Below are 23,787 nucleotides of genomic sequence, written 5' to 3'. Positions count from 1 at the left end.
TTCAAAATCGGCTCTCAAAATCGGTTCTTAATATGCGTTCTAGATTTGGTTCGCAATGCCGCTTCTCAGTTATGGCTTGTGGATAAAGCTTCTGATTATAGTTGTTGGGTTTGCTTAATGTGCGCAATCAAACCGTCCGATGCTTCTTCAATTAAATCTAACACCAACTCAAAGCCGCGCTTCCCTCCGTAGTATGGGTCAGGCACTTCTTTGTCTTCTACATTTGCAAAGTCCAGAAATAGCTTAATTTTTTCCTGGTACTGGCTTGGCGACATACCATGCAAATTTGCAAGGTTGCTATTATCCATAGCTAAAATATAGTCGAAGCGCTCAAAGTCACTTTCATCAACACGGCGACATTTAAGCCCCTTAAAGCTGTAACCTCGCTCTACCCCAGCCGCCTGTGAACGCTTATCTGCTGGTTTCCCAATGTGGTAACCGTGCGTTCCCGCAGAATCAATTTCAATACTTAACCCGGCTTGTGCAGCTTTGTGCTTGAACACGGCTTCTGCTGTTGGAGAGCGGCAAATATTACCCAAACACACGAACAACACCGATGTAGATTGTTTCATTCAAAATCCTATTTAAACGCAGTGACGGAGCGCGACTAAACTTTGTGCCCAGTTTCGCGTATGATACGCCGTCAGAAAAATTGTGGAGTTAGTATGACCGCACATGTACTTATGCTAAGTAGCTCTCGTCAAGGCGACGAGGCTTACCTAGAGCACGCTAGAGAACTTATTTTTGCACACTTAGGCGAAATTCGCGACCTCCTATTTGTTCCTTACGCCGCTGTAACTCAAACGTACGACAGCTATGTAGATGCTGTTGCTACTGCCCTGCCAGAATGCAATGTTACTGGGCTACACACAGTAGAAGACCCCGTGGCCGCCGTAAACAATGCGAAGAAAAATGGCCAAGCTATTGTGGTAGGTGGAGGAAACACCTTTCACCTGCTTTCAACACTTTATGCGAACGCGCTTATTGTGCCAATAAAGCACGCCATCGCCGATTGCACGCCTTATATTGGATGGAGCGCGGGCTCGAATATCTGTGGCGAATCAATTAGAACCACTAATGACATGCCTATTATTGAGCCGCCTAGTTTTGATGCGCTTGATATCGTGCCGTTTCAGTTGAACCCGCACTACACCGATTATCAGCCTCCTGGCCATAATGGTGAAACCCGCGATCAGCGATTGGCCGAGTTTACAACGCTAAACCCAACCACGCCGGTAGTGGCTATCCGTGAAGGCACGGCGTTACGTCTTTGTGATAACCAACTTACTTTAGTCGGTGAAAAAGACGGCTTCATCTTTTTAGGTGAAGAAAAAAAGCCAATTAATTCAGGTGATGATTTAACTTATTTGCTTGATAGCGGCGAATAGCGCCTCTTCATCAGGCTCACGCTGGTAGGGAATTTCTGCCAGCAGCGGCTCGGGTAACATGGCTTTTAGAGAATGCAGGTTTTCCTGGTATCGCGTCATGTTACCTGTGATGTCGTTGGCTACCCACCCTTTGATTTTTAGCCCATCTGCGCGTATCGCTTCTGCGGTTAATAGCGCATGGTTTAAGCAGCCTAGACGCATACCCACAACGAAAATTACGTCCATGTTGAGCGTTTTCACAACATCGGATAGATAATACGTAGGCGTATACTCATCGCCCACGATTAAGGGTAATCGCCACCCTCCTGCACCTTCCATCAACAGTAGATCTGGCTGATAAGCTTGCAGTTTATCAAGGCCTTGCGCAATTTTTTCAAAGCTTAACGCCACGCCTTCTTCAAGTGCAGCAATATGTGGCGCAATGGGCGACCTTAATGCGATAGGGTTTATTTGATGTAAAGGAAGTGTCTGTCCATTTTCTTCGCTTGCGCTTTTTAGCTCGCTATTATCTATAGCTTTAATGGCTTTGTTTTCGCGTATTTTCGCGCATGCTTTTTGTATATTTAGCGCATCATCGTTAACCCACTCACCGTTAACCTGCTCACAACCAGCAGCAATAGGTTTATAGCCGATGCCGGTAAGCGATGCTTTTTGCGCTGCTTTTAGTAATTGGCAGGTGACATAGGTTTTCCCTACCTCTGTGTCGGTACCGGTAATGAAATACTGCTTCATCGTTTTTCCAATCTAAAATGACTTACGCGGTAGGTAAGCGGTAACTTACTTTCTACACCACTCATATTGCTGTACGCCATGGCTAATTTTTTAATATCTTGACGGGTAAGCGGAGGTTGTTTTTGGCCAGTCTCACCCGCTCCTACACCTTTCACTGAACGCAGTAGCGACATAATATCTTGGTGAGTATCAACATAATCTTTGGTAATAACTCGTTGTAATCGGAGCCCTGATTGCTTAAACCCGTTTACCCACTGCGCGGTTGCCGGCAAATGAGTTTCTGCTTGAGGGAGCTGCGCCACTTTGCGGGCCGTTCTAAGTTCACCAAAAGAGCCAGACACCATAATAGCCAGCTCAGCGATACCATCCTGTTTAAGCACTCGCGAGATCTCGCTAGCAACAAGACTTGTGTCGCTTGCCCACTGTAGCGCCATGGACGAAAACACCGTTGAAAACGTGTTTTCAGAGAAAGGTAAATCAACAGCACTACCTTTTACGAAAATGGGGTCAGAGTACTTTTTTCGTGCCTGCGCCAACATACCCTCAGCAATGTCTACACCAGTTGCAACAGCACCTTTTTTTGAAAGTGCCTGTGTATGAATGCCCGTTCCACAGCCTATATCGAGGGCCTCGCCCTGCAAAGCCTTTGGCAAGTTTGCTAACCCCTGCTCGGCAATATTACGCTGAATACACGCAATACTGTCGTACTTTACTGCCGCTTTTGAGAAACGGTGTGCGATGCTCTGTTCAGTAATTTCTTGTGCAGTAACCGCTTTGTTAGCTTTGCCGGTACCGTCGGCTGATTCGGCAACAGTGGAATCACAACACTCTGCTAAGAAAGCGTCTTCATGATTAGGAAGCACTTTTGCTGTATCACTTGCCGTCTTACCTTCAAAAGGTTTCAAGGGCTCTGTCAATGACGCTGATTTCACAGCTGGGCTTGCCGACATTTTTACATCTCTTTCTGGTTTGTGGAACTTAGGGCTGTTACGGCATACATCGTACTCTATGCTTCCCTTTTCGCAGAAGGCTCACTTAACCCATCGCGCGATAGTTCCTTCAAACCATTGAGCGACAATTCAAGCGCATCAATTAACACATCGATATCTTGAGTCGTATGATTCGCGGTTAAGGTTATACGCAGCCTGTCTTGACTTTTCGGTACGGTTGGTTGCCGGATAGCGGCTGCCCAAATCCCCCGTTGTTTTAGACCTTCACTTAACGCAACGGCACGCTCGGGACTGCCGACAATAACGGGCTGAATAGCGCTTTGCGAGGCTCCTAAGGTGATATGGTCTGAATTATCGCTTTCCTTGTCCGCATTGAGTGTCTGTCCAAAACGTTTTTGGAACGCCTCTCTGAAATAGGAAATATTGTTGATAAGCAACTCGCGACGAGCGGTATCACTGGCGATATGGGTGAGTGAGTATAAGGTTGCCACCGCTTGCGCTGGGGGCATGGCGGTGGAATACACATAGTGCTTAGAAAAATTCACCAGATAATCGATAAGGGTTTGGCTTCCGGCAATAAATGCGCCTGCTGTGCCTACCGCTTTGCCGAAGGTTCCCATAACAACCGGAACCTGTTGCTGGCTTAAGTTAAGTGCTTCTACAGTACCAAAACCATTTTCGCCTAAAACTCCCATGCCATGTGCATCGTCTAACATAAACCATGCATTATATTTCGCGGCGATATCGGCTATATCTTTGCAAGGCGCGACATCACCGTCCATGCTAAACACACCTTCACTGGCAATAAGAATATCTTGGTGGCTTGATTTTAAATTAGCGTCAGCATTAATTTCGCTATGCTCATCCGCAGCAAGCAAAGGGGTATTGCAAATACCTGAAAGCACGCTTTCTAAATGGTTAAGATCGTTATGCTTAAAGCGGCGAAGCTTGGCGCGCTCGGATACACACTGCGCCCCTTCTAAAAACGACGCATGCATGAACTTGTCAGCAATAATGTGCCCAGGCGCCCCGCTACTGCCAGCGTGAGACATGTGAGGAAAAAGTGCCATACACAAGGCTTGGTTAGCTGCAAAGCCAGAGTTAAACAACAGCGCAGCTTCTCGGTTTAAACCATCGGCAATATAAGCTTCAAGCGCTAAATGAGCCTGCGTATGCCCCGTTACCAAGGGTGATGCACCACTGCCGCCACCAAATTGCGCTAGCCCCTCAACCCAACTTTGCAATACGCCTTCATGCTGGCGCATTCCCAAATAATCGTTGCTAGAAAAATTAAGGTAGTGCTCACCATTAATGCAAATAATGCTGTCTTTTTCGTATTGTTGGCAGTTGCGCTGGCGCAGCAAGCCTTGCTCAGCACGTGCGCTCAGCGAATCGTCTAACCAGTGAAAGGCCATTACGCCTCCGTTAATTGCTGTTTCTTTGGCGCTACCTTAGGCTTGGTTGCATCAATAAACAAGTCGTTACTGTCGTCGGCTTGTTCTTGCTGCTGGGCAATTTCTTCTTCTAACACTTGTTGATGTGCTTCGTCTGAGTAACCTCTTGTACGCTCAGTATTAATACCAAGCTTTTTGAACAGCATAACATCTTCATGGGTATCTGGATTTGACGTAGTTAACAGCTTGCAGCCATAGAAAATGGAATTCGCGCCTGCCATAAAACACAGCGCCTGCATTTGCTCGTTCATGGCTTCGCGGCCTGCCGACAAGCGCACATGTGACTTGGGCATCATGATACGAGCAACAGCAATAGTGCGGATAAACTCGAAATAGTCCAAGTCTTCTACGCTATCGAGTGGTGTACCTTTAACTTTTACTAACATATTAATAGGCACACTTTGCGGCTGTTCGGGAAGGTTTGCTAGCTGCACCAGCATACTGGCGCGGTCGCTCACCGTTTCTCCCATGCCCACAATGCCACCTGAGCAAACATTCATACCTGCAGCACGCACGTTCTCTAACGTATTCAATCGGTCTTGGTAAGTACGGGTCGTGATAATATCGCCGTAGTATTCCGGTGAGGTGTCTAAGTTATGGTTATAGTAATCCAAGCCCGCTTGTTTAAGTGCGACTGCTTGGTCACGGGTTAGCATGCCCAGCGTCATACAGGTTTCCAGCCCTAAACTTTTCACCTCTTCAACCATCTTTAAAATGTAAGGCATATCTCTGTCGCGCGGGTTTCGCCAAGCGGCACCCATGCAAAAACGGGTAGAGCCCACTTGCTTTGCTTCTTTCGCACGCTGGATAACCTTTTCAATTTCTAGCAGGCGCTCCTTTTCAAGACCTGTATCATAACGGGCGCTTTGTGGGCAGTACTTGCAGTCTTCAGGACATGCACCAGTTTTAATCGACAAAAGCGTGCTAACCTGCACTTCGTTAGGATTAAAATGCTGTCTATGTACCACTTGGGCATCAAACAGTAAATCATTAAATGGCATGGCGAACAAAGCTTCGACTTCGGCTTTGGTCCAATCGTTTCGAATAGTTGTCGTTTGCGCAGAAGGCGCACTAGCCAGCGTCATTGAGTGTCCTTTACTAATTATTATTGCTGGCTTAGTCTATGCCCCAATATCGAGTTGTCAACTCTGACCAATTTAAAACCCTTACTAATGGTTAATTCGTGAACAATATAGAATTTGATAAACAACACATTTGGCACCCCTATACCTCGGCGGTTAACCCCCTTCCCTGTTACGAAGTAGTTGGTGCAAAAGGCGCCGAGCTCACCTTGGCCACCGGTGAAGTGTTAGTAGACGGCATGTCTAGCTGGTGGGCTGCTATTCACGGCTACAACCACCCCATACTCAACGATGCAGCGCACAAGCAAATTGATGCTTTTTCTCACGTTATGTTTGGCGGTATCACCCACCAGCCAGCAGTGGATTTATGTAAAACTTTACTCAGTATGGTTCCAGCTGGTTTAGAGCGAGTGTTTTTAGCTGACTCTGGTTCAGTGTCAGTTGAAGTAGCGATAAAGATGGCTATTCAATATTGGGCATGCCAAGGGCGTACTGAGAAGTCACGTATTGTTGCGCCGCGAAATGGCTACCACGGCGATACGTTTGCCGCTATGAGTGTGTGCGATCCAGTAAACGGCATGCACAGTTTGTTTGAAGGTGTATTAAGCAAGCAGATTTTCGCGCCTGCGCCCCAAACTCGCTTTGGTCAAACCTTTAGTGAAGACGATATTCTTCCGCTTGAAGAGATTTTCGAGAAACATCACCACACCATGGCGGCGTTAATTCTAGAGCCTATTGTTCAAGGCGCGGGAGGTATGCGTATTTATCACCCCGAATACTTAAAACGCTGTCGCCAACTATGTGACACCTATGATGTACTGTTAATTTGCGATGAGATTGCTACTGGATTTGGTCGTACAGGTAAGCTCTTCGCTTGTGAACATGCCGCTATCTCGCCTGATATTTTGTGTTTAGGCAAGGCAATTACTGGCGGCTATATGACGTTAGCCGCAACTTTGTGTACCGAAGATGTTGCGTTAGGGGTTTGCCAAGGGGAGCCTGGCGTTTTTATGCACGGCCCAACTTATATGGGCAACCCGTTAGCTTGTGCTGTGGCAAACGCTAGTTTATCACTCATTAATGAAAACCATTGGCAGCAACAAATTCCCGCCATTGAGAAACAATTACAAACCGAGTTGGCAAAATGTGCAGACTTACCCCGCGTTGCTGATGTTAGGGTGTTGGGCGCTATTGGGGTGGTTGAGACTGTAAATCCGGTCAATGTTGCCGAAATTCAGCGTCATTTCGTCGAAGAAGGCGTGTGGATAAGGCCCTTTGGTAAACTGGTATACATTATGCCTCCCTATATCATATCTTCCGAGCAATTAAGTAAGTTAACCCATGCGATTTATACAGCCTTGAAGTAGCGTGAGAGGTTGTTACGCTTAACACTTACTTTTTGTTACATGAGATGAGTTCAATGTCGAGAGCCCCTAGCGTTAAAAGGCTTCTATAAACGAATGTCAGAAGTCAACGATTAGGCGGGTCACTAATGAGTCGACAATACTGATTATTTTATAGCGAGTTTTTAATGGTAGTGCGTGTTCTTGATAAAGTGGTCTTTGCAGTTTTATTCATTATTACACTGCAGGTACCTATTTTAGCGGACCACTACCGCCAATATTTAAATGGCTACTATGACGCACTAAGAGATGAAGTATCCAGTTCCTCTGTACTCGCTAAACAGCATGGTTTTTCTTCTGTAGAGGCCATGCTCGACAGTTTACAGAAAAATAGCGAGCCGGTAGTGCGTGAAAATGCGTCAATGAAAGCGAGCCGCTTTGCCCAGATCACCACACTGGAGCAGGGTATGAGAAAACTTGAGCACGGCCACTATTTCGAAAAGCTGGTGTTTATGGCCTCACCTTCTCAGTACGGCACGCTAAATCGAGTACTCGACAATTTTAGTCCATCCGTACCGCTAACCCCCTCCTCAATCGTCTTTAGCCTTATTACCGCTATTTTGCTTAATTTATTAATTTGGACACCGCACTTTTGCTACTGCCAAGTTAAGAAAATCAAAGACAAGCCCAAACGCTATTCCTATAAATAGCGCGCCAATCAGAACTGCGCTTCTCGTAAAACGACCAAAGTTGGATAGGCACAGGAACAAACTTACTAAAGAAGCCTATTCAGCACTTTCTGAAGCAGACGGCTTTTCACAATTTTTCGACCGTGATGCTGAGGAAACCTTTGCTTCAGAAATAATGCCAATTCTCGATGAGTTTATGGTTGATGGCGATGTAAATACCACCAGCTTAAGATTAGAACAGATTCGGAATAAACAGGGCCTTTCAGATTATCCTTGAAACTATCACTACCAATACCCTTTTATTGAACGTGGCATCAATAATGCAATCCTTTATTCAACGGTGAGATGCAAATAACTGAATTATCATTCCTAGTAGATGATAAACAGCCAAATATCAGCAACTTATCTAATGAAATTACGAAGGAGATACTATTATGCCTACAGATGCTCAATTACTGATCGGGAAAGTGTTGCAAATAAAAGACAAAATTGTTGCAAAACGTCATTGCATTCCGAGCGACTTAGAAGCCGAATGGAACGCGTTAAATAAGCAAACTGCATGCTTTGAAAGTGAAGCGCTTTATCAAAGTGCAGTGAAAGGCCAGGAAATGAATAAGCACATTGATTATTCAGGTTCGGTGAAAGAGTTGTCTCAATTGGTAACACAGCTCAAAACACTGAATAGAAAGGTTAACGTTACACAAGTGCATCACTAAGGCTTGGGGCATTTAACTTTGCCTCAAACCTTAGCTTGATATTGGCGTTACTTTTTATTTTTTAGGAGCACCAATGTTCTTACTTTACGCGTGCCATAGCTGGCAAGCCTTAGAAAGTCTTCACGGGCAACCGGAATGTGTTGATACTCGACAGGCTGCCCCTCACTCGCATCTGGATCGTGCAGATAATAGCAGTGAGAATCGCAGCTAGTCACCGCAACCCAATGGGGAACTTTTTTCTTATCAAACGCATATGTGCTGATTAAGCACAATACTGCCCCGCCAGCTTTAAGGGTTTGGTCGATTACGTCAGTCCGCCAGTCAGAAATTTCAACGGAAATGCCTTTTTTCCGTGCTTCTTCCATAAACTGAGATTCAACGTTTTCAACTATCGCTTTCTTATTAGCATCTCTAACGCCATCAACAAAAAGCGGGACGTCTTGGTTAATAACTACTTTCGCCGCATAACCTTCATTTACTGCAGCTAGTGCTAACCCCACCGGGTGACAGCCACCATGCCCTGACATCATGAATATCGTGGTAGCTGTGCGCCACAAAGATAATTCTTTTTCTTGCGTCATTTCATAGCGATTGTTTAATGCACACATCGCCATCATCAATGCCGACGGACCGCAGGTGAAATCCGTTGTTTGTTGGTACCACGGGTAAATCTCTGGCTTAACCGACTTGCTCGGCACCAATACTTTTTGCATACGCAATGCGTCAGTGTGATCGTCGTAGTAATCGGTATACATACCGAATTGGCTAAACCCTAACTTTTTATAAAGAGCAATGGCACCAGCATTACCTACTGCCACTTCCAGGCGCATAAATCGCTTTCCCCGCAAAAGCGCCCGCTCCCCCAAGCTATTTATAAGCTTCTCAGCAACGCCAAGCCCTCGCGCTTCGGGCAGCACCGCAATAGAATACAGTCTGGTAAGTTGTGTTCCGCGTCGCAGCAGTAAAAGTCCGTAACCTACTATGCTATTGCAATCCGGCTTATTTGTATCGAGGTTCAAGCCTGAATTGCACGGCGCACGCTCGGCCACGATTAGCTCTGCGTGCTGTGCATCAATGTAAAACTTGAAACGACTTTTACTTAGTCTGTCCGTTGTAAAGCAGGTTTGCTCAATATGCTGAAGCGAAGCAAGATCGTTTAATGTCGCAACACGCAGCACTACACTCGACTGCGTTGAAGGCGCACCGGCACCTTGTGCCGACTTAGTATTCGACGCGCCTTCTGCTAGGCCATATGCACGATTTGCGCTTTCCTGTGGACTTGCATTATTCACTTCAATTACTCGCTCAGCCGATGTAATCATCGCCCTCTTTGCTCCAACCTATCAGCAAATTCCTGCATAATTAATTCATACAGTTCTTTGCCTAAATATTTATCTTCCACACCCGAGTCGATACTTGGGTTGTCGTTCACTTCAATAACATAAACCGCGTTACCGGCTTGCTTGATATCTACACCATATAAGCCATCACCCACCGCTTTAGCGGCCTTGATAGCGGCTTGTAATACCGGCTTAGGTACTTCAAACGTAGGCATTGTTGTAAATCCACCCGAGGAGAATCTATCGCCCTGATGGTTGTATATCTGCCAATGGTTGCGCACCATGAAGTACTGACAAGCGTAAATTGGCTTGCCGCCTAACACTCCAATTCGCCAATCAAACTCAGTAAAAATATATTCTTGAACTAGCACTAGCGCCGATTCAGTTAGCATTTGTTCTAAGCGCGCTTTTAACGCTTCTTTATTTTCAGCTTTATGCACACCCCGTGAAAACGAACTTTCTGGCAGCTTTAATACCAACGGCAAGCCAAAGTCGGCAATGAGTTTTTCGCATACATCATCAGTAGCGCTTGATACAAAGGTCGCTTTTGGCGCAGGCACTTTTTGGTATGCAAACGCATCTTGCAAGTACACCTTGTTACAACAGCGCAAAATTGACTGCGTGTCGTCCATTACCACAATACCTTCGCGCTCTGCGGCACGGGCTAGTCGATAGGTATGGTGGTCAATTGCTGTGGTTTCACGAATAAACAGTGCGTCATAGTGACCTAGCTCTTCTTGCGACAAGCGACTGACTACATTAGCTCGAAAACCTACTTTTTCAGCCGCTTTTACAAAGTTTTTAATGGCTCGCTCATCACTAGGAGGCGTACTTTCTTCTGGATTAACCAAAATCGCCATATCCCAGCGCGTGCGCTTGCTCGTTTTATTCGCTTTCCACTGTATTTTTGCCTGTTTCTCAAGTTGCTCGATAAAGCGTGCTTGTTGCGCTGCATCTAAGTCTTTAAACGCTTTAGCTTGCAACGTTGCAAAGCCTTCAATTTGTACTTTATTCGTAGCTTTTGGCAATTCGTTGGTATCGGTAACCATGAGGCTTAGTACCAATACTGGATACGAATATTTTTCAAACGCTTGGCGGGCCAAGCGCTTAAAGCGCTGATCTTTCACTTCACCGAAAAGTACTAATAAAGGCTCATCAGTAATTTCAGTATTATCTTGAGATACCGATAAGGAAAAAGCGATGCGATCGATACTTTTCTCTTCAGCCATACGCAAATCATTGATGGTATTTACTGAAGGCAACACAGAATGGTTACGAGCCTGAGCCAACAGCGAACAGTAGTAGCCCTCGCTTAAATATCGCGTGGTATCGCAAATATTAATAACCCGGGTTTTGGGTTCGTTTAGCTTTGGGAACTCAGCAAGGTATTCTTGAAAAGTAAGTACAGTTAATGAAGAGTTACGAAAAGGGATAACATCGTCAGTAACAATCAAGGTTTTGTGCATTAATGTCGCTTCTAAAAGATGGTAGGTAAGTTAAAACGTAAACGGCGGTGCTCAAATAGCATACACAGTTATTTAGTCGCGAAGTTTACGCCTAACTTCAATTTTGCATAGCACAATCTGCACGGCTTTTTTTCATCGAAATGACAATAAAAACTGATGTACAATTAAATCTATTGATAGAGCTTTTGTTTATTAATTTTGTCTATAAATAGAGATAGACAAAACGACACAAATGGTTTGAGGAGTAAGTATGTTACTAGCCAGTGTGGCTATTTTGATCGGGTTACCCGTACTGCTTTGGAGTGCAGGAAAGTTTGTAGGTGGTGCCGCATCAGTCGCTAATCATTATGGTGTATCGCCCCTCCTAATAGGTATGCTTATTATTGGGTTTGGTACGTCCGCTCCTGAAATTATCGTTTCTATTTTCGCCGCGTACCAAGGTAACTCGGGCATTGCGCTGGGTAACGCCTACGGCTCGAATATCGCCAACATTTTGTTAATTTTAGGTTTGACCGCCGTTATTAGCCCTATTGCGGTTAGATCGGAAATTATCAAAAAAGAATTGCCCGTACTACTGGGCATCACTTTTTTTGCTGTGTGGCAGGTATGGGACTTAACGGTTTCCAAAGATGACGCGTTTTCTTTGCTGGGGCTATTTGTACTGTTGATTTCATGGAGTATCTATCACGCAATGAAAGGCGATAAAGACGCCCTTGCCGATGAATACGATGAGGAAATCAATAGTAACGAAGGCACCGTTAAAACCCACGTTATGTGGTTAATTGCGGGTTTGTTGTTACTTGTTGCAAGCTCTCGCATGCTGGTGTGGGGCGCGGTTGAATACGCCACCTTCTTTGGTGTAAGCGATACGATAATCGGCCTTACCGTTATCGCAATTGGTACATCACTACCCGAACTCGCGTCGTCATTAATGGCCGTTAAAAAAGGCGAGCATGATTTAGCAATTGGCAATGTTATTGGCTCTAATATGTTTAATACCCTAGCCGTTGTGGGTATTGCAGGGACGATACAGCCTATGACAGTAGAGGCTGAGTTCCTTTACCGCGATGCCATGGTGATGTTCGCCTCTACCGTCGCACTCTTTATTTTCTGTATTGGTATTAAACGACAAGGTCGCCTTAATCGCCTTGAAGGTGGGGCATTTGTGCTTGCTTATGCTGCTTATACCTATTGGCTAATTCAGGCAGCATTTATTTAAGCCGCAGAATTGTGCAATGTGAGTAAAAATTTATAGCTAACAACTAAAAGCTTGGCTGCTCTACTGACGTGAGTGCCAAGCTTTTTTGATTTTCTCGCCATTAATTTCGTTGGTTAACCTGTGCTATAACCCCAACGTAGTCGCAAGAGTTATTAAACTAATTGCCGCAATAGCAAACAAGATTATAAGGTTTACGCCGAAGGAGTCTGTGCGTCGACGATTGCGTCTTGCACGCATGACAATGCTGACAAGGCTTACTATTAAGCATACCTGCAGCATAATAGTCATGGCAGACAAATGACCTTCAGACCAAGATGAGTCCCCTTCTATTCCCCAATACTGCTGAACCCCGCTAATGAAGTCGGGCCGAGCGTAGTGAAACAATATAAGAACCACCACCATTCCCACCCAACCGAACACGTTGAGGCCAAGCATTACCTTATAAAAGGGAGTTTTTGAGCGTGGCGTCGAACGCCGTTCAGCTAATTGCTCATAGGTCATAGAACGCCTGTCAATATCGCCTGTTGCAGAGGATTGTGACGCGCGTTGCGATTCCCCCTGCGTTTGCTGCTGGTTATGTACCGACGTGCCTGAATCATTTTTATTTCCCATTTGTCACTCTGTTCTCTGGCATCCCGCTTTATGTTGGGTATACTAGCGTGCTATTGGATTGTATTTCATTGGTTATTTTTACATCGCCGAAGCGAATTCCGTTCGGTGTATCTCGTTATTTATACTTATTTCTATAATTCGCGATACATAAATGACATAAAGAAGTTAACCATAACTTCAATATGCATTTTACCGGCATTAAAGACTTATCGGCACAGCAATCCAAAACATTGACCATAAAGCAAATTTTAGTGCAATTTTTCATGCATAGTTTAATGCACTAGGTTGATACGCTCGATGTGTATTCGAGCAACAACATAAGATCAGTAAGACGGAGAAATTAACATGACGCATGCGCCCGTAGTTGACGTGCTTAAAGGTAAGTACGCCGTTGGCGAATCGGTAACCGTTAAGGGTTGGGTAAGAACACGCCGCGACTCTAAAGCGGGGTTATCATTTATTGCACTACACGATGGTAGTTGCTTCGATCCTGTACAAGTTATTGCGCTAAATTCTCTGTCAAATTACGCCGATATCCAGCGCCTTACTGCTGGTTGTTCATTGTCGGTAACCGGTACAGTGAAAGAATCGCAAGGCCAAGGGCAATCACTAGAAATTGATGCGACCGAGGTAGAGATTGTAGGTTTGGTTGAAAACCCTGATACCTACCCAATGGCGGCAAAGCGCCACAGCATTGAATACCTACGTGAATACGCACACCTGCGCCCGCGTACCAATGTTATTGGTGCGGTTACTCGTGTACGTAACTGTTTGTCTCAGGCTATCCACCGTTTCTTCCACGAAAAGGGTTACTATTGGATTTCTACGCCAATTCTAACGGCTAGCGATACAGAAGGTGCTGGTGAAATGTTCCGCGTATCAACCCTTGATATGATGAACCTTCCGCTAGACGATAAAGGCAATGTTGATTACTCAGAAGATTTCTTCGGTAAAGAAACCTACCTAACCGTATCGGGTCAGCTTAACGTTGAAACTTACTGTACAGCTATGTCTAAGGTATACACCTTCGGACCTACGTTCCGCGCAGAAAACTCAAATACGTCTCGTCACCTTGCCGAGTTCTGGATGATTGAGCCTGAAGTGGCATTTGCTGAATTGAAAGACGTTGCACAGCTTGCTGAAGACATGCTGAAGTATGTGTGTAAAGCGGTATTAGAAGAGCTACCTGATGATATGGCATTCTTCGCCCAGCGCATCAAGAAAGATGCGGTTGAGCGTTTAGAAAAGCTAGTTAGCTCTGACTTCGTGCGCATGGATTACACTGACGCTATTGAAATTCTGCAAAACTGCGGTAAAGAATTCGAATTCCCTGTTGAATGGGGTATCGATTTATCTTCTGAGCACGAACGTTACCTTGCCGAAGAGCATGTTGGTGCACCAATCATCATGCAGAACTATCCAAAAGACATTAAAGCCTTCTACATGCGCATTAACGATGACGGCAAAACCGTTGCTGCAATGGACGTACTAGCGCCAGGTATTGGTGAAATCATCGGTGGTTCACAGCGTGAAGAACGTTTAGATGTATTCGATGCGCGTCTTGATGAAATGGGACTATCGAAGGAAGACTACGCATGGTATCGCGACCTACGCCGCTACGGCACTGTACCTCACTCAGGTTTCGGTCTAGGTTTCGAACGTCTTGTAGCTTACGTAACCGGCATGCAAAACGTACGTGACGTGATCCCATTCCCGCGTACACCGGGTAACGCTAGCTTCTAAGCAGTTGTTCGCTATATTTCGAAGCCCGCTGCAGCTATGCTGTAGCGGGCTTTTTTATCAATTCCGCATGAAGTTTAGCCGCGAAGCACAGTCTCGAGCCATTATTTCCTTACATCCACCACTATAACCACACCTACTGCAACATAATAGCGACTTTAGCTTTGTTTTCTTTTTCCCACTGCTTTGGCGATAAGCCATACATTCGCTTAAAATCTCGGCTAAATTGGGATGAGCTGATATACCCAACATCCATAGCAGCAACACTTACATTTGTACCTTCTGCTATGCGTTTTGCTGCGTTGTTCAACCTCATAGACTTTACGAATTGAATAGGCGACATATTAGTGGCTTGCTTAAACTTGCGGTGAAATACGGCCCGGCTCATACCCACTTTCTTTGCCATATCGTCAATGGTAATACTTTCATTGACGTGAGAAGCCAAGTACTCGATAGCTCGTACAATACCGTTACCCACACCAAAGCTTTGGCGCACTGCTCCACCCGCTTCGCCTTTTAGAACAGCGTAATACACTTCGCGTAACCGATTACTCGCCAACATGGCAATATCTGTTGGTCTGTCAGTTAGCAAAAGTAAGCGATATAGGGCATCTTCAAAGTCAACGCTCCACTGCGCTGAAGCAATGCCAGAAACTGTACTTTCTGCTAACGACGTTTTTAAACTTCCTGACACACTTTCAAGCTCAATTGCTAAGTCAGTCATCATCCTGCTGTTTAAAGAGATATAAACGCCAAGTAACGGATTCGTCTCTGAAGCGTCGGGAATTCCCGCTTCAACCGGCATAGACATAGTGCAACAGGTGTATTTACTTGTACTGAACGTGTGTTTTTCACCGTTTAAGATGGCCTCTTTCCCGCCGTAAACAATAGCGGTAAGAGACGGTTCATAAACCACGGGGGCGCAATCGATAGGTGCTGTTATTTTAAAAAGCTGAACACCTTCTATTCCGGTGTCGTACAGCCCGCTTTGCGTCACCTTGTCTTCAATAAGTTGTTTTATTAACAGTTTACTCATTTCTAGATTAACATCGTTCAGTTAATTTTGGCTTGTAAAGCTGTCGACTTTTTAATATCGCATTGCACAAAAGCCTTGGCAAAGTCAACTTTTCAAGTTTACTTAAATTAGCACCCAACCACCTCTTTAACAACGAAGTGATACAAATAGGCAACTTTTAAAGACCATTACGCCTACTTTTAAAACTTCATAGTTACTATATTACAAATATAATTTTTTAGTAATTAAAAGGTAAGCGAACATGGCTAACTCTAATCAGTTTGGAAAAGACGGCTGGACGCCAGCACAAATAGAAAACACTGAAGGCAAAACGTTTTTAATAACTGGGGCGAATACAGGGGCAGGCTTTGAAGCATCGCGCATTTTGCTATCGAAAGGCGCCAAAGTAGTCATGCTGAACCGAAGCCCGAGCAAGTCCCATGACGCTATTGCCAAGTTAAAACAAGAGTTTGGTGAAACCGCTAATGTCAGCTATATCCGTTTAGATCTTGGCAGCCTTGCTTCTGTGCGACAGTCATCTAAAGAAATATTAGAACAAGTACCTGTTATCGACGCGCTGATTTGTAATGCCGCTATCGCACAAATTTCGACTCAACAATTCACTGAAGATGGCTTTGAAAGCCAATTAGGTGTTAACCACTACGGGCACTTTTTGCTTTGTGGACTGTTGTTTGATCACATTAATGAATCGAAAGGGCGCATTGTAGTGGTTGCCAGTGAAGGTCACAAAATGGGTCTTAGAACCATGCAGTTTGACGACATGAACTGGGATAAAAATTACAACCCGAATAAGGTATACAGCCAAAGTAAGCTTGCTCAAATGATGTTTGCATACGAACTGCAAGACAAAGTAAAAGCACATAATAAAAACGTGAAGGTGTTTGTTTGTCACCCCGGTGCGTCGAATACTACCCTTATCAGAGAAAGTGCTAACTTCTTAACCCGTATCTCTTGGTCTTTTATGGTGAAAATTGGGCTAGCCCAGTCTGCAGAAAAAGGCGCTTACCCTGAAGTGATGTGTGCAACGGCAGAAAACCTCAAACAACGTGCCTACTACGGACCAACAGGGCTAATGAATTTTGGCGGTCCTGTTGGAGAATGCAAGCTAGAAGACTTTGCAGTAGATAAACAGGTATTGACGAAACTATGGGCGCTTTCAGAAAAAGAAACAGGCTTTGCATGGCAATTTTGATTAACTGGTTTGGACGTGTCGAGAGTGTAATGAAATGAAAAGCGCCCTTTTTTTATTAGGAATATTAGCAATGTCATCAACGTACGCGAACACGGTTTCCACACACAAAATTAGCGCCACAGGCAACATCGTTGGCGCTTTTACAGACTCAGAAGGTAACCGTTATAAAACTGTTAAGCTCGGTAAGCTTGAATGGTTTGCTGAAAACTTGCGCGCTACGCAGTTTCAAGATGGTAGCCCTGTCGGTTCAGGTTTTATTCCAAAAGATGATGAAGAGAACCTTCTTAACTACGGCAGGCTTTATCATTGGCAAGACGTAAATGACGAGCGAAAGCTATGCCCTGCAGGATGGCGCATAGCGACCGATGAAGATTGGCAGGATATGGAACGCGCTATTGGCATAGCGGAAAGTGAACTTTCCAAAGAAGGCTGGCGAGGCGAAAACGATATTGCTATCACCCTTAAAGCTGAACAGCGAGACACACTATTCAAAAAGTTCGACCAAACTCGTGTTAACCAAAACCATTTTGGTGCTACTGCAGCAGGTGTAAAAATGGGAAACTGGTATATCACGCAAGGTATATACACCGAGTTTTGGACAAGTACTAGCGCCACTGATAAAGAGGCGTACGCCCGCACCCTCGCCTATTCTTGGTGGAACTCACGTAAAGGCGAAATTAGAAGGGCAAAGCTTAACAAAGACTATATGTTTAGCGTTAGGTGTGTACGAGATGCCAAGTAGCTTTATACGCATGGCAGATACTGTAAAAGCGTTTTCAAGGTATAGTCATTCGTACATTTGATCTAAATCTGCGATGGCCCTGCAAACTATGAAAAAAGCGGGCCGCTTTAATCGAGCCCAATAGCAGCTGAACGACAGGGCTCTACTGTATACGTATAGCCAATTTCATCCTCAGGCGTTTGCGCTATTTGTAATATCTCGTAATCATTAAGCTCGATGACGCGCGTTCCTTCAGGGTGGGCACAGCGGGAACGTGAATCTGCCTCAAATTCATAGATAAAACTAGCTAGTGCTTGGCGTTGTACCTTTTTATAACGAATACTTTTTTGCTTAGCATCGGTGAGAAGCGCAGTTAAATCTTCTTCTAGCTCAGAAGTATCTTCCGCTTGTTCCTCAGTAAGTGGTACCTCACTGTTTTCAATCGACGTTTCAGTCTCGTTTTCGATTGTGATCAGCTGGCTTGTACTTTCAGCACTAAACTCGGAGAGTAACCCCACCTGCCCCGCTAACACACTAAGCTGGAGCGCTACACCTAATGTCCAAACAAACCGCGCTACAGCGGTAGAAAGTACATAGCGATAACCAGGCTTATGCCACAGTTTTTGCACACCAAAAGGCTTGAGTAGTAGTAGAAAAAATAGATAAATAAAGATAACTAGCATTCCGCCAACGAGTGCCATTAACGTGGTGACAAAGAACCAGCTTGGCACCATAAGTATGAGCGCGAAATTGTGGCTGTAGGGCAGCGCACCAGCCGAAACGCCGGTTATGCTATTTACTAACCCGCTAGCAGAAGCGAGGGCAAAATTCGCGATAACGGCATAGACAAACAAAATTACCGCTTTACCCGGTAAACTATTCCAAAGCGCCATAAACCTAGGCCAAGTTTCACTAACAATACCACTAAGGGCAAAGCCAAACATGACAGTTTCAAATAAGCCACTTTTAACATCAAAAAAAAGCTGTAATAAAAGCATTGCAGTTGCCAGAAAGTAGCACCGCTGAGCAAAAGTGATACTCCCCCAAAAGCGCAAGAAGCCGATACGCCTTTTTAGCAATAAACGATTCCCTTGTTTTTTAACTTTTCTGTAAGTACCGCGAATTTCGTTTGTTATTTCCATCATTTACTCGTCAATTATTGTTGTTATGTTTCTAAGCACGAATGACTTTACTTCCCGATGTGGCCGCAATACGCTATTCTGTTGAATTCAAAAAACAACGAGTTATTTCATTAGGCTGCTCTCTATCATACATCCAGTGTGTAAAAAGTGGCGCAATAAAACTTTATGGCTGAATCTAATACGTTATCTATAGTTTGTGAGCAATGCCATACTAAGGTTCACATACCGGCGCTAGCGCACAGACAAAGAGCTGTTTGTCCTGTTTGCAGCCACACGTTAGTTTCGTATCGCGTCGGTGCCAGCGAAAAATTACTCGCTTATGCTTTCAGCGCGCTTATTTTTTTATTGCTCTCGTTACCCTTTAACTTTTTGACATTTAAAGCGAGCGGGCAAAAGCACAGTATCGACCTGCCAACGGGCATTACCGTGCTCATTGAAAATGATTACTTATCTCTTGCGATAATAACTAGTTTAGCCACGCTATTACTACCCGGAATGGTCCTTGCTGGCCTGTTATTGCTTTCATTAGCGCAAATTCAAAACCGCCGCCCTTTTTACTTAGCTAGGCTGTATAAGCTGGTTAAAGCGCTTTTGCCATGGAGCATGGCTGAAATATTTCTGGTGGGCACCTTGGTAAGTCTTATCAAGATTACAGAGTTAGCCGACGTATCTATAGGGCTGTCGTTTTATGCGTTTGTCGGCTTTTCGGCATTTACTGCCCTTTGTATTTATCAATTCGACACGACAAGTTATGCCTTATGGATGTCACAAGGTCAGCCCCCTCAACCTAAACCGCTATGCGAAAAACAAGCGCAAATTAGTATTCAGCGCACGTGGGCATTATTGTTAACCGCTTGTATTTTATATATTCCTGCTAATGTTCTGCCAATTATGTATACTGAATTCTTTGGCCAAGAAACACCCAATACCATTATTGGCGGTGTGATCTCACTTTGGGAATCTGGCTCGTATCCGGTTGCGATAATCATCTTGGTTGCCAGTGTGGTTGTTCCGGTCGCGAAAATATTAATTCTCGCTTGGCTTAATTTTTCCGTACAGCGAGAGAAAACCACTTCAAAACAATTACGTATACGTTACTACCGCATTACCGAGGCGATAGGTCGCTGGTCGATGATAGACGTTTTTGTGGTAGCAGTTTTGGTGTCTCTCATACAAATGGGAAACACTATATCTATTTATCCGGGCCAAGCGGCACTCGCCTTTTGCGCCGTAGTATTTGTAACAATGATAGCCGCGATGACATTTGATTCGAGGCTTATTTGGCAGCAGTGGAAACAATTACCATGACCACAAACGACCCCAACATTAACGAGGCAAAAGTTAAGCCCACTTCATCGGTCTCTCGCATTTGGATTATTCCAATTCTTGTTATCGTTATTGGTGGCTGGATGGTTTATTACCAATGGAAAAACCAAGGCCCACTTATCACTATTGAACTGCAATCAGCTACCGGAATTGAAGTAAACAAAACCCCAATAAAAGTGCGTGACTTAGACATTGGTCAGGTTAAGAAAATAACACTGAAACCCGATTTAAACGGTGTGCTTGTTACGGCAAGAATTGATGCAAGTGCGACCCACCTGCTTAACGAAAATGCGAAGTTTTGGGTGGTAGCCCCTCGTATTAGTTTTTCGGAAGTGTCTGGGCTCAATACCCTTTTATCTGGTAGTTACATTGCCATGTCCGCTGACGACAAAGGCAAAGAACAACTGCATTTCACTGCGCTTGAGCGCCCACCTGTTACGCCGCCCGGTACTCCTGGCCTTCACGTTATGCTAAAAAGCGACGACGAATTTGCCTACAAACCTGGCGACCCTATCATTTACAAGGGCTTTAAAGTGGGTGAGTTTGAAGATGCCACATTCAACATTGAAGAACGTGTAGTGTATTACGATGCCTTCATTGAAGCGCCCTATCACAAGCTAATTACTAACACGACCCGCTTTTGGGACGTCAGTGGCGTAAAGCTTCTACTTGAATCAAATGGGGTCAGTGTAGAAACCGGAAGCTTAGAAACCTTATTAGCCAATGGCATTACCTTTGGCATTCCTGAAGGCGTACCAAAGGGTGAACAAGTATTAGACAACGCCTTTTTCACTATTTACGGCGACAGTACTTCTGCCTCAGATGCCCGTTATAAAGTAGCCGCTGAATACCTGTTACTTATCGATGAAAGTGTACGAGGGCTCACCGTCGGCGCGCCCGTTGAATACCGAGGCATTGAGATTGGTAACGTCACTGCAATCAACTCCTTCCCTGCGGTTGAAGGAAACATTCTAGAAAGGGACTACCCTATTCCAGTGCTCATCAACATTTACCCGGGTAAAGCGCGACAACCTGATACAGATGAAGGGCTGAGTGCCATAAAGCAAACCATCAGAAACTGGTTGCACCGAGATCTTAGAGCCTCACTTCGAATGGGCAATGTTTTGACCGGTGGTCTCTACGTAGATTTACAGCATATTCCTGACGCAGACGCCGGCAACGAGATCGCCGTCATTAACGGTTATGAGGTAATTCCTACCGTAAGTAACGAGTTTACTCAGTTAACGCAAAAAGCTGATGCGATCCTAGATAAAATAAATCAGCTCCCCCTTAAAGAAATGGTTGAGAACGTACAGTTGGCCGTTGAAGATATGCGTCTGGCGGCAGAATCAGTAGAAACAGCAAGTGATGACTTCGATTTACTTATCGCTGACATTGATGCAAAAGCGCTCAACAGTAACCTTAATCAGGTTCTTGTGAGCCTTGATAGCCTACTGAAGAATTACAGTGAGGGTGGCTTTAATCAATCTGAAATTAAAGAAACCGTTGATGCCTTGCAAGAAACCATGCGTAATATTCAGCCTTTGCTTTTGAAATTAAATCAGTCTCCGAACAGCTTAATATTTTCCAAGGATATTGAGGCAGATATTCAGCCCAAGGCAAAAAAATGAAGTAGCTATTTAAAATTCTTTTCAATAAAAATTACTGTACGTAAATTATTCATTTTGGCGCAAAAAATGGATACAAATGAATGTAAACGAATAAAGGTGTATAAGTTTGTAAACAGATGAGGTATGCCTCAATTCGACTAATTGGGCATATACCTTAAACTTTGTTTTTGGAAAGATTGCAAAACTTACCCGATACTTAAGGTAGCGTACCCGTAGACAGGGATGAAAGGATTAAATTATATGATAATGCAGGTTAAGACTTTTTCTTTCAATAAGGAGAACAAAACAATAAAAATCATAATTTTAGCTGTATTGTTTTCTTTTTTATCTGCATGCAGTAGCGCCCCTAACGCGCTGACTTATTACCTACTCCACTCAACGAACGTTGAGTCTGTTTTAGACCGCGAGGCGAAACAAAGTATCGTTTTAGATAAAGTAACATTGCCAGAGTATCTAAAGCATAGAGGATTGGTGTATCAAACAAGTGACACTAATCTTCACATTTCTACGAGCCACTTATGGGCTGAGCCTGTAGATGAAGGACTGACTAAAGCGCTCGCTAGTGCTCTAGGTTCGAGTAATGTAGCGCTTGTTCGCCCCGACCATTATGCAAGTGAAGAAACACCGCACTTATCTTTATATCTCAATGACTTTGTCAGTACATATGAAGGTGAAGTAATACTTTCTGGACAATACGCAATTACGCGCGCTTCAGAAGAAGCCAGTATCCACTCATTTAGGTTCAAGGCTCCGCTTAGCAATGATGGCTTTGCATCTAGCATAAAAGCCATGAGGTCAGCGATTAAAAAGCTGGCTCAAGATATTAACATAACGATTAACCAACAAAGCTAATTATGCTCAGTCGGTTAAAGCAATACGTATTCAGTGGCGTAAAAAGCCACCAAAAAGACGAAACTAACAGGCGCATTATTGTGGTTAACCTGTTTGCCGCCGTTGGTATGTCTATTACGTTTTTGCTGGGTACTCGCGCCCTTATCGACGCAGAATATTCACTATCTACAACTCTTTATATTGCGAGTGTTGTTTTTGCCATCTCGCAGCAGTTACAAGTACGCTTTTCTTCACCTCGCGCTCGCACATGGTCCATTACACTACTAATTAGCTGTTTGATGGTGCTAACGCTGCTTTTGATCATCACTGGGGGCAAGGACAACACAGGCCCACTTTGGATGTACCTGGTTCCACCTGTTACTATGTTTTTCGCTGGTTTTGTTCGCGGTCTAATGGCTCTTATCGCCTTTACAATTACGTGCGCAATCTTTCTGTTCGGATTTAACGATGCAGCCTTCGTTGCCAACTACACCTATGCGTTTAAAACTCGCCTACTCTACTCTTTTCTAACTGTCTCTTTTCTATCTGCTTTTTACGAATATAGTAGACAGAAAAGTTACGATACCGCACTCTATCTCAGTGAACAATTTGAGAGACAAGCGAAACACGACCATTTAACAAATTTGCTAAATCGGCGCGGTGCTCAACAGTGTTTAGACAGAGAATACGCAAGAATGCTGCGCAGTAAACGTCCCTTCTCTGTTGCCATTGCCGATGTAGATAGATTTAAAAGTATAAACGATACCCTCGGTCACGAAAAAGGTGACGAGGTGCTTAGGCAAATCGCTAAGTTATTTAGCTCTCGGCTTCGCGGGCAAGATATTCTCGCACGATGGGGAGGTGAAGAATTTATGTTTATCTTTGCCGATACCGATGAGGCAGGTGCGGTGCAGGCATTAGAAAGTATTAAAGAATTACTCAGTAAAGCCCCATTAGATATAAATGGTAAAAAAATACATGTAACGAGTAGCTTTGGCGTGAGTGAGGTCAGCGCTGATACCGATGTTTCAAGTGCTATACGCCGTGCAGATAAAGCGCTCTATTTCGCAAAAGATAATGGGCGCAATCGTGTATGCGCCTCTTCATTTATAAGCTCGTCACCTCTATCTGGCTCATCCTCTTTAAAAGTACAGTAATCAATAATTTTGTGTCCTTT

At 44.4% G+C, this 23,787-nt stretch carries 23 protein-coding genes; 13 read left to right on the top strand and 10 right to left on the bottom strand.

Going from position 1 to position 23,787, the window contains the following annotated elements; translation table 11 throughout:
• Window positions 1–95: 95 nt before the first annotated feature.
• On the bottom strand, window positions 96–572 hold the full coding sequence (locus ACXAGK_RS04690) for a low molecular weight protein-tyrosine-phosphatase (protein WP_474854438.1): 477 nt from the start codon (window positions 570–572) through the stop codon (window positions 96–98).
• Window positions 573–665: 93 nt separating this feature from the next.
• On the opposite strand from ACXAGK_RS04690, the gene pepE reads away from it, so the two are divergent.
• The gene (gene pepE, locus ACXAGK_RS04685; RefSeq protein ID WP_474854436.1) at window positions 666–1,388 is read left to right on the top strand and encodes a dipeptidase PepE; all 723 of its coding nucleotides are present in this window, start codon (window positions 666–668) and stop codon (window positions 1,386–1,388) included.
• Here the strand turns inward: pepE and bioD are convergent.
• Genes bioD through bioB form a run of 4 tightly spaced genes read right to left on the bottom strand, consistent with a single transcriptional unit; the run spans window position 1,359 to window position 5,609 of the window.
• Window positions 1,359–2,120 (bottom strand): dethiobiotin synthase, encoded by a 762-nt coding sequence (gene bioD / locus ACXAGK_RS04680; RefSeq protein WP_474854434.1) that lies wholly within the window; start codon window positions 2,118–2,120, stop codon window positions 1,359–1,361. The two genes, pepE and bioD, sit on opposite strands and share 30 nt — an antisense overlap.
• The gene (locus ACXAGK_RS04675) at window positions 2,117–3,070 is read right to left on the bottom strand and encodes a methyltransferase domain-containing protein (RefSeq protein WP_474854432.1); all 954 of its coding nucleotides are present in this window, start codon (window positions 3,068–3,070) and stop codon (window positions 2,117–2,119) included. Before ACXAGK_RS04675 ends, bioD begins: the two co-directional genes overlap by 4 nt.
• Before the next feature lie 56 nt (window positions 3,071–3,126).
• On the bottom strand, window positions 3,127–4,485 hold the full coding sequence (locus ACXAGK_RS04670) for an aminotransferase class I/II-fold pyridoxal phosphate-dependent enzyme (protein WP_474854430.1): 1,359 nt from the start codon (window positions 4,483–4,485) through the stop codon (window positions 3,127–3,129).
• Window positions 4,485–5,609, bottom strand: a complete 1,125-nt coding sequence (gene bioB, locus ACXAGK_RS04665) for a biotin synthase BioB (RefSeq protein WP_474854428.1) — start codon at window positions 5,607–5,609, stop codon at window positions 4,485–4,487. The genes ACXAGK_RS04670 and bioB overlap by 1 nt, the downstream gene beginning before the upstream one ends.
• Window positions 5,610–5,707: 98 nt before the next feature.
• Between bioB and bioA the strand changes: the two genes are divergently transcribed.
• From bioA to ACXAGK_RS04645, 4 genes are all read left to right on the top strand, one after another.
• The gene (gene bioA, locus ACXAGK_RS04660; RefSeq protein ID WP_474854426.1) at window positions 5,708–6,973 is read left to right on the top strand and encodes an adenosylmethionine--8-amino-7-oxononanoate transaminase; all 1,266 of its coding nucleotides are present in this window, start codon (window positions 5,708–5,710) and stop codon (window positions 6,971–6,973) included.
• A gap of 164 nt (window positions 6,974–7,137) precedes the next feature.
• Entirely contained in the window at window positions 7,138–7,659 is a 522-nt protein-coding gene (locus tag ACXAGK_RS04655) for a DUF2937 family protein (protein ID WP_474854424.1), read from the top strand.
• Window positions 7,660–7,699: 40 nt separating this feature from the next.
• Complete coding sequence (locus ACXAGK_RS04650; protein WP_474854422.1) at window positions 7,700–7,915, top strand: hypothetical protein; 216 nt, start codon at window positions 7,700–7,702, stop codon at window positions 7,913–7,915.
• 157 nt (window positions 7,916–8,072) lie between these two features.
• Window positions 8,073–8,354, top strand: a complete 282-nt coding sequence (locus tag ACXAGK_RS04645; protein WP_474854420.1) for a hypothetical protein — start codon at window positions 8,073–8,075, stop codon at window positions 8,352–8,354.
• Between the two features lie 47 nt (window positions 8,355–8,401).
• On the opposite strand, the gene ACXAGK_RS04640 is transcribed toward ACXAGK_RS04645, so the two are convergent.
• Both ACXAGK_RS04640 and ACXAGK_RS04635 read right to left on the bottom strand, forming a co-directional pair.
• Entirely contained in the window at window positions 8,402–9,676 is a 1,275-nt protein-coding gene (locus ACXAGK_RS04640; protein WP_474854418.1) for a GNAT family N-acetyltransferase/peptidase C39 family protein, read from the bottom strand.
• On the bottom strand, window positions 9,673–11,160 hold the full coding sequence (locus tag ACXAGK_RS04635) for a RimK family protein (RefSeq protein ID WP_474854416.1): 1,488 nt from the start codon (window positions 11,158–11,160) through the stop codon (window positions 9,673–9,675). The genes ACXAGK_RS04640 and ACXAGK_RS04635 overlap by 4 nt, the downstream gene beginning before the upstream one ends.
• Before the next feature lie 250 nt (window positions 11,161–11,410).
• On the opposite strand from ACXAGK_RS04635, the gene ACXAGK_RS04630 reads away from it, so the two are divergent.
• Window positions 11,411–12,379 (top strand): calcium/sodium antiporter, encoded by a 969-nt coding sequence (locus ACXAGK_RS04630; RefSeq protein WP_474854414.1) that lies wholly within the window; start codon window positions 11,411–11,413, stop codon window positions 12,377–12,379.
• Between the two features lie 123 nt (window positions 12,380–12,502).
• Here ACXAGK_RS04630 and ACXAGK_RS04625 read toward each other — a convergent pair whose 3' ends face one another.
• Entirely contained in the window at window positions 12,503–12,880 is a 378-nt protein-coding gene (locus tag ACXAGK_RS04625; RefSeq protein ID WP_474854493.1) for a hypothetical protein, read from the bottom strand.
• 456 nt (window positions 12,881–13,336) lie between these two features.
• Here ACXAGK_RS04625 and asnS point away from each other — a divergent pair, with 456 nt between their 5' ends.
• The gene (asnS, locus tag ACXAGK_RS04620; RefSeq protein ID WP_334057913.1) at window positions 13,337–14,734 is read left to right on the top strand and encodes an asparagine--tRNA ligase; all 1,398 of its coding nucleotides are present in this window, start codon (window positions 13,337–13,339) and stop codon (window positions 14,732–14,734) included.
• 133 nt (window positions 14,735–14,867) lie between these two features.
• Here the strand turns inward: asnS and ACXAGK_RS04615 are convergent, their stop codons facing one another.
• A complete protein-coding gene (locus ACXAGK_RS04615) occupies window positions 14,868–15,767 on the bottom strand; it encodes an AraC family transcriptional regulator (protein WP_474854412.1) in 900 nt (299 codons plus the stop codon).
• A gap of 241 nt (window positions 15,768–16,008) precedes the next feature.
• Between ACXAGK_RS04615 and ACXAGK_RS04610 the strand changes: the two genes are divergently transcribed.
• A complete protein-coding gene (locus ACXAGK_RS04610) occupies window positions 16,009–16,959 on the top strand; it encodes an SDR family oxidoreductase (RefSeq protein ID WP_474854410.1) in 951 nt (316 codons plus the stop codon).
• 70 nt (window positions 16,960–17,029) lie between these two features.
• Complete coding sequence (locus ACXAGK_RS04605) at window positions 17,030–17,701, top strand: fibrobacter succinogenes major paralogous domain-containing protein (RefSeq protein ID WP_474854409.1); 672 nt, start codon at window positions 17,030–17,032, stop codon at window positions 17,699–17,701.
• Between the two features lie 107 nt (window positions 17,702–17,808).
• On the opposite strand, the gene ACXAGK_RS04600 is transcribed toward ACXAGK_RS04605, so the two are convergent.
• Window positions 17,809–18,822 carry a hypothetical protein gene (locus ACXAGK_RS04600; protein ID WP_474854407.1) on the bottom strand — a complete coding sequence of 338 codons (1,014 nt, stop codon included), beginning with the start codon at window positions 18,820–18,822 and terminating at the stop codon, window positions 17,809–17,811.
• 165 nt (window positions 18,823–18,987) lie between these two features.
• Here ACXAGK_RS04600 and ACXAGK_RS04595 point away from each other — a divergent pair, with 165 nt between their 5' ends.
• The 4 genes from ACXAGK_RS04595 (at window position 18,988) to ACXAGK_RS04580 (ending at window position 23,767) form a co-directional block, all read left to right on the top strand.
• The gene (locus tag ACXAGK_RS04595) at window positions 18,988–20,130 is read left to right on the top strand and encodes a paraquat-inducible protein A (protein WP_474854405.1); all 1,143 of its coding nucleotides are present in this window, start codon (window positions 18,988–18,990) and stop codon (window positions 20,128–20,130) included.
• Complete coding sequence (gene pqiB / locus ACXAGK_RS04590; protein WP_474854403.1) at window positions 20,127–21,779, top strand: intermembrane transport protein PqiB; 1,653 nt, start codon at window positions 20,127–20,129, stop codon at window positions 21,777–21,779. Before ACXAGK_RS04595 ends, pqiB begins: the two co-directional genes overlap by 4 nt.
• A 240-nt stretch (window positions 21,780–22,019) precedes the next feature.
• Window positions 22,020–22,631 carry a PqiC family protein gene (locus tag ACXAGK_RS04585; RefSeq protein WP_474854401.1) on the top strand — a complete coding sequence of 204 codons (612 nt, stop codon included), beginning with the start codon at window positions 22,020–22,022 and terminating at the stop codon, window positions 22,629–22,631.
• 2 nt (window positions 22,632–22,633) lie between these two features.
• Entirely contained in the window at window positions 22,634–23,767 is a 1,134-nt protein-coding gene (locus ACXAGK_RS04580) for a GGDEF domain-containing protein (protein ID WP_474854399.1), read from the top strand.
• Window positions 23,768–23,787: the final 20 nt, after the last annotated feature.

It is taken from the genome of Alteromonas sp. ABM1_013, from assembly GCF_056160505.1.
Note: the sequence above shows the minus strand (reverse complement) of the source record. Positions and strands in the feature narration are given on the sequence as shown.

What these genes read in the sequence shown, in the direction of transcription:
- ACXAGK_RS04580 (WP_474854399.1), top strand. Translation starts at nt 22,634, where the DNA reads ATGCTCAGTCGGTTAAAGCAATACGTATTCAGTGGCGTAAAAAGCCAC.
- pepE (WP_474854436.1), top strand. Translation starts at nt 666, where the DNA reads ATGACCGCACATGTACTTATGCTAAGTAGCTCTCGTCAAGGCGACGAG.
- ACXAGK_RS04630 (WP_474854414.1), top strand. Translation starts at nt 11,411, where the DNA reads ATGTTACTAGCCAGTGTGGCTATTTTGATCGGGTTACCCGTACTGCTT.
- ACXAGK_RS04675 (WP_474854432.1), bottom strand. Translation starts at nt 3,070, where the DNA reads ATGTCGGCAAGCCCAGCTGTGAAATCAGCGTCATTGACAGAGCCCTTG.
- bioD (WP_474854434.1), bottom strand. Translation starts at nt 2,120, where the DNA reads ATGAAGCAGTATTTCATTACCGGTACCGACACAGAGGTAGGGAAAACC.
- ACXAGK_RS04605 (WP_474854409.1), top strand. Translation starts at nt 17,030, where the DNA reads ATGTCATCAACGTACGCGAACACGGTTTCCACACACAAAATTAGCGCC.
- ACXAGK_RS04645 (WP_474854420.1), top strand. Translation starts at nt 8,073, where the DNA reads ATGCCTACAGATGCTCAATTACTGATCGGGAAAGTGTTGCAAATAAAA.
- pqiB (WP_474854403.1), top strand. Translation starts at nt 20,127, where the DNA reads ATGACCACAAACGACCCCAACATTAACGAGGCAAAAGTTAAGCCCACT.
- ACXAGK_RS04690 (WP_474854438.1), bottom strand. Translation starts at nt 572, where the DNA reads ATGAAACAATCTACATCGGTGTTGTTCGTGTGTTTGGGTAATATTTGC.
- ACXAGK_RS04610 (WP_474854410.1), top strand. Translation starts at nt 16,009, where the DNA reads ATGGCTAACTCTAATCAGTTTGGAAAAGACGGCTGGACGCCAGCACAA.
- ACXAGK_RS04615 (WP_474854412.1), bottom strand. Translation starts at nt 15,767, where the DNA reads ATGAGTAAACTGTTAATAAAACAACTTATTGAAGACAAGGTGACGCAA.
- ACXAGK_RS04595 (WP_474854405.1), top strand. Translation starts at nt 18,988, where the DNA reads ATGGCTGAATCTAATACGTTATCTATAGTTTGTGAGCAATGCCATACT.
- asnS (WP_334057913.1), top strand. Translation starts at nt 13,337, where the DNA reads ATGACGCATGCGCCCGTAGTTGACGTGCTTAAAGGTAAGTACGCCGTT.
- ACXAGK_RS04600 (WP_474854407.1), bottom strand. Translation starts at nt 18,822, where the DNA reads ATGGAAATAACAAACGAAATTCGCGGTACTTACAGAAAAGTTAAAAAA.
- ACXAGK_RS04625 (WP_474854493.1), bottom strand. Translation starts at nt 12,880, where the DNA reads ATGACCTATGAGCAATTAGCTGAACGGCGTTCGACGCCACGCTCAAAA.
- ACXAGK_RS04655 (WP_474854424.1), top strand. Translation starts at nt 7,138, where the DNA reads ATGGTAGTGCGTGTTCTTGATAAAGTGGTCTTTGCAGTTTTATTCATT.
- ACXAGK_RS04640 (WP_474854418.1), bottom strand. Translation starts at nt 9,676, where the DNA reads ATGATTACATCGGCTGAGCGAGTAATTGAAGTGAATAATGCAAGTCCA.
- bioB (WP_474854428.1), bottom strand. Translation starts at nt 5,609, where the DNA reads ATGACGCTGGCTAGTGCGCCTTCTGCGCAAACGACAACTATTCGAAAC.
- ACXAGK_RS04635 (WP_474854416.1), bottom strand. Translation starts at nt 11,160, where the DNA reads ATGCACAAAACCTTGATTGTTACTGACGATGTTATCCCTTTTCGTAAC.
- ACXAGK_RS04585 (WP_474854401.1), top strand. Translation starts at nt 22,020, where the DNA reads ATGATAATGCAGGTTAAGACTTTTTCTTTCAATAAGGAGAACAAAACA.
- ACXAGK_RS04670 (WP_474854430.1), bottom strand. Translation starts at nt 4,485, where the DNA reads ATGGCCTTTCACTGGTTAGACGATTCGCTGAGCGCACGTGCTGAGCAA.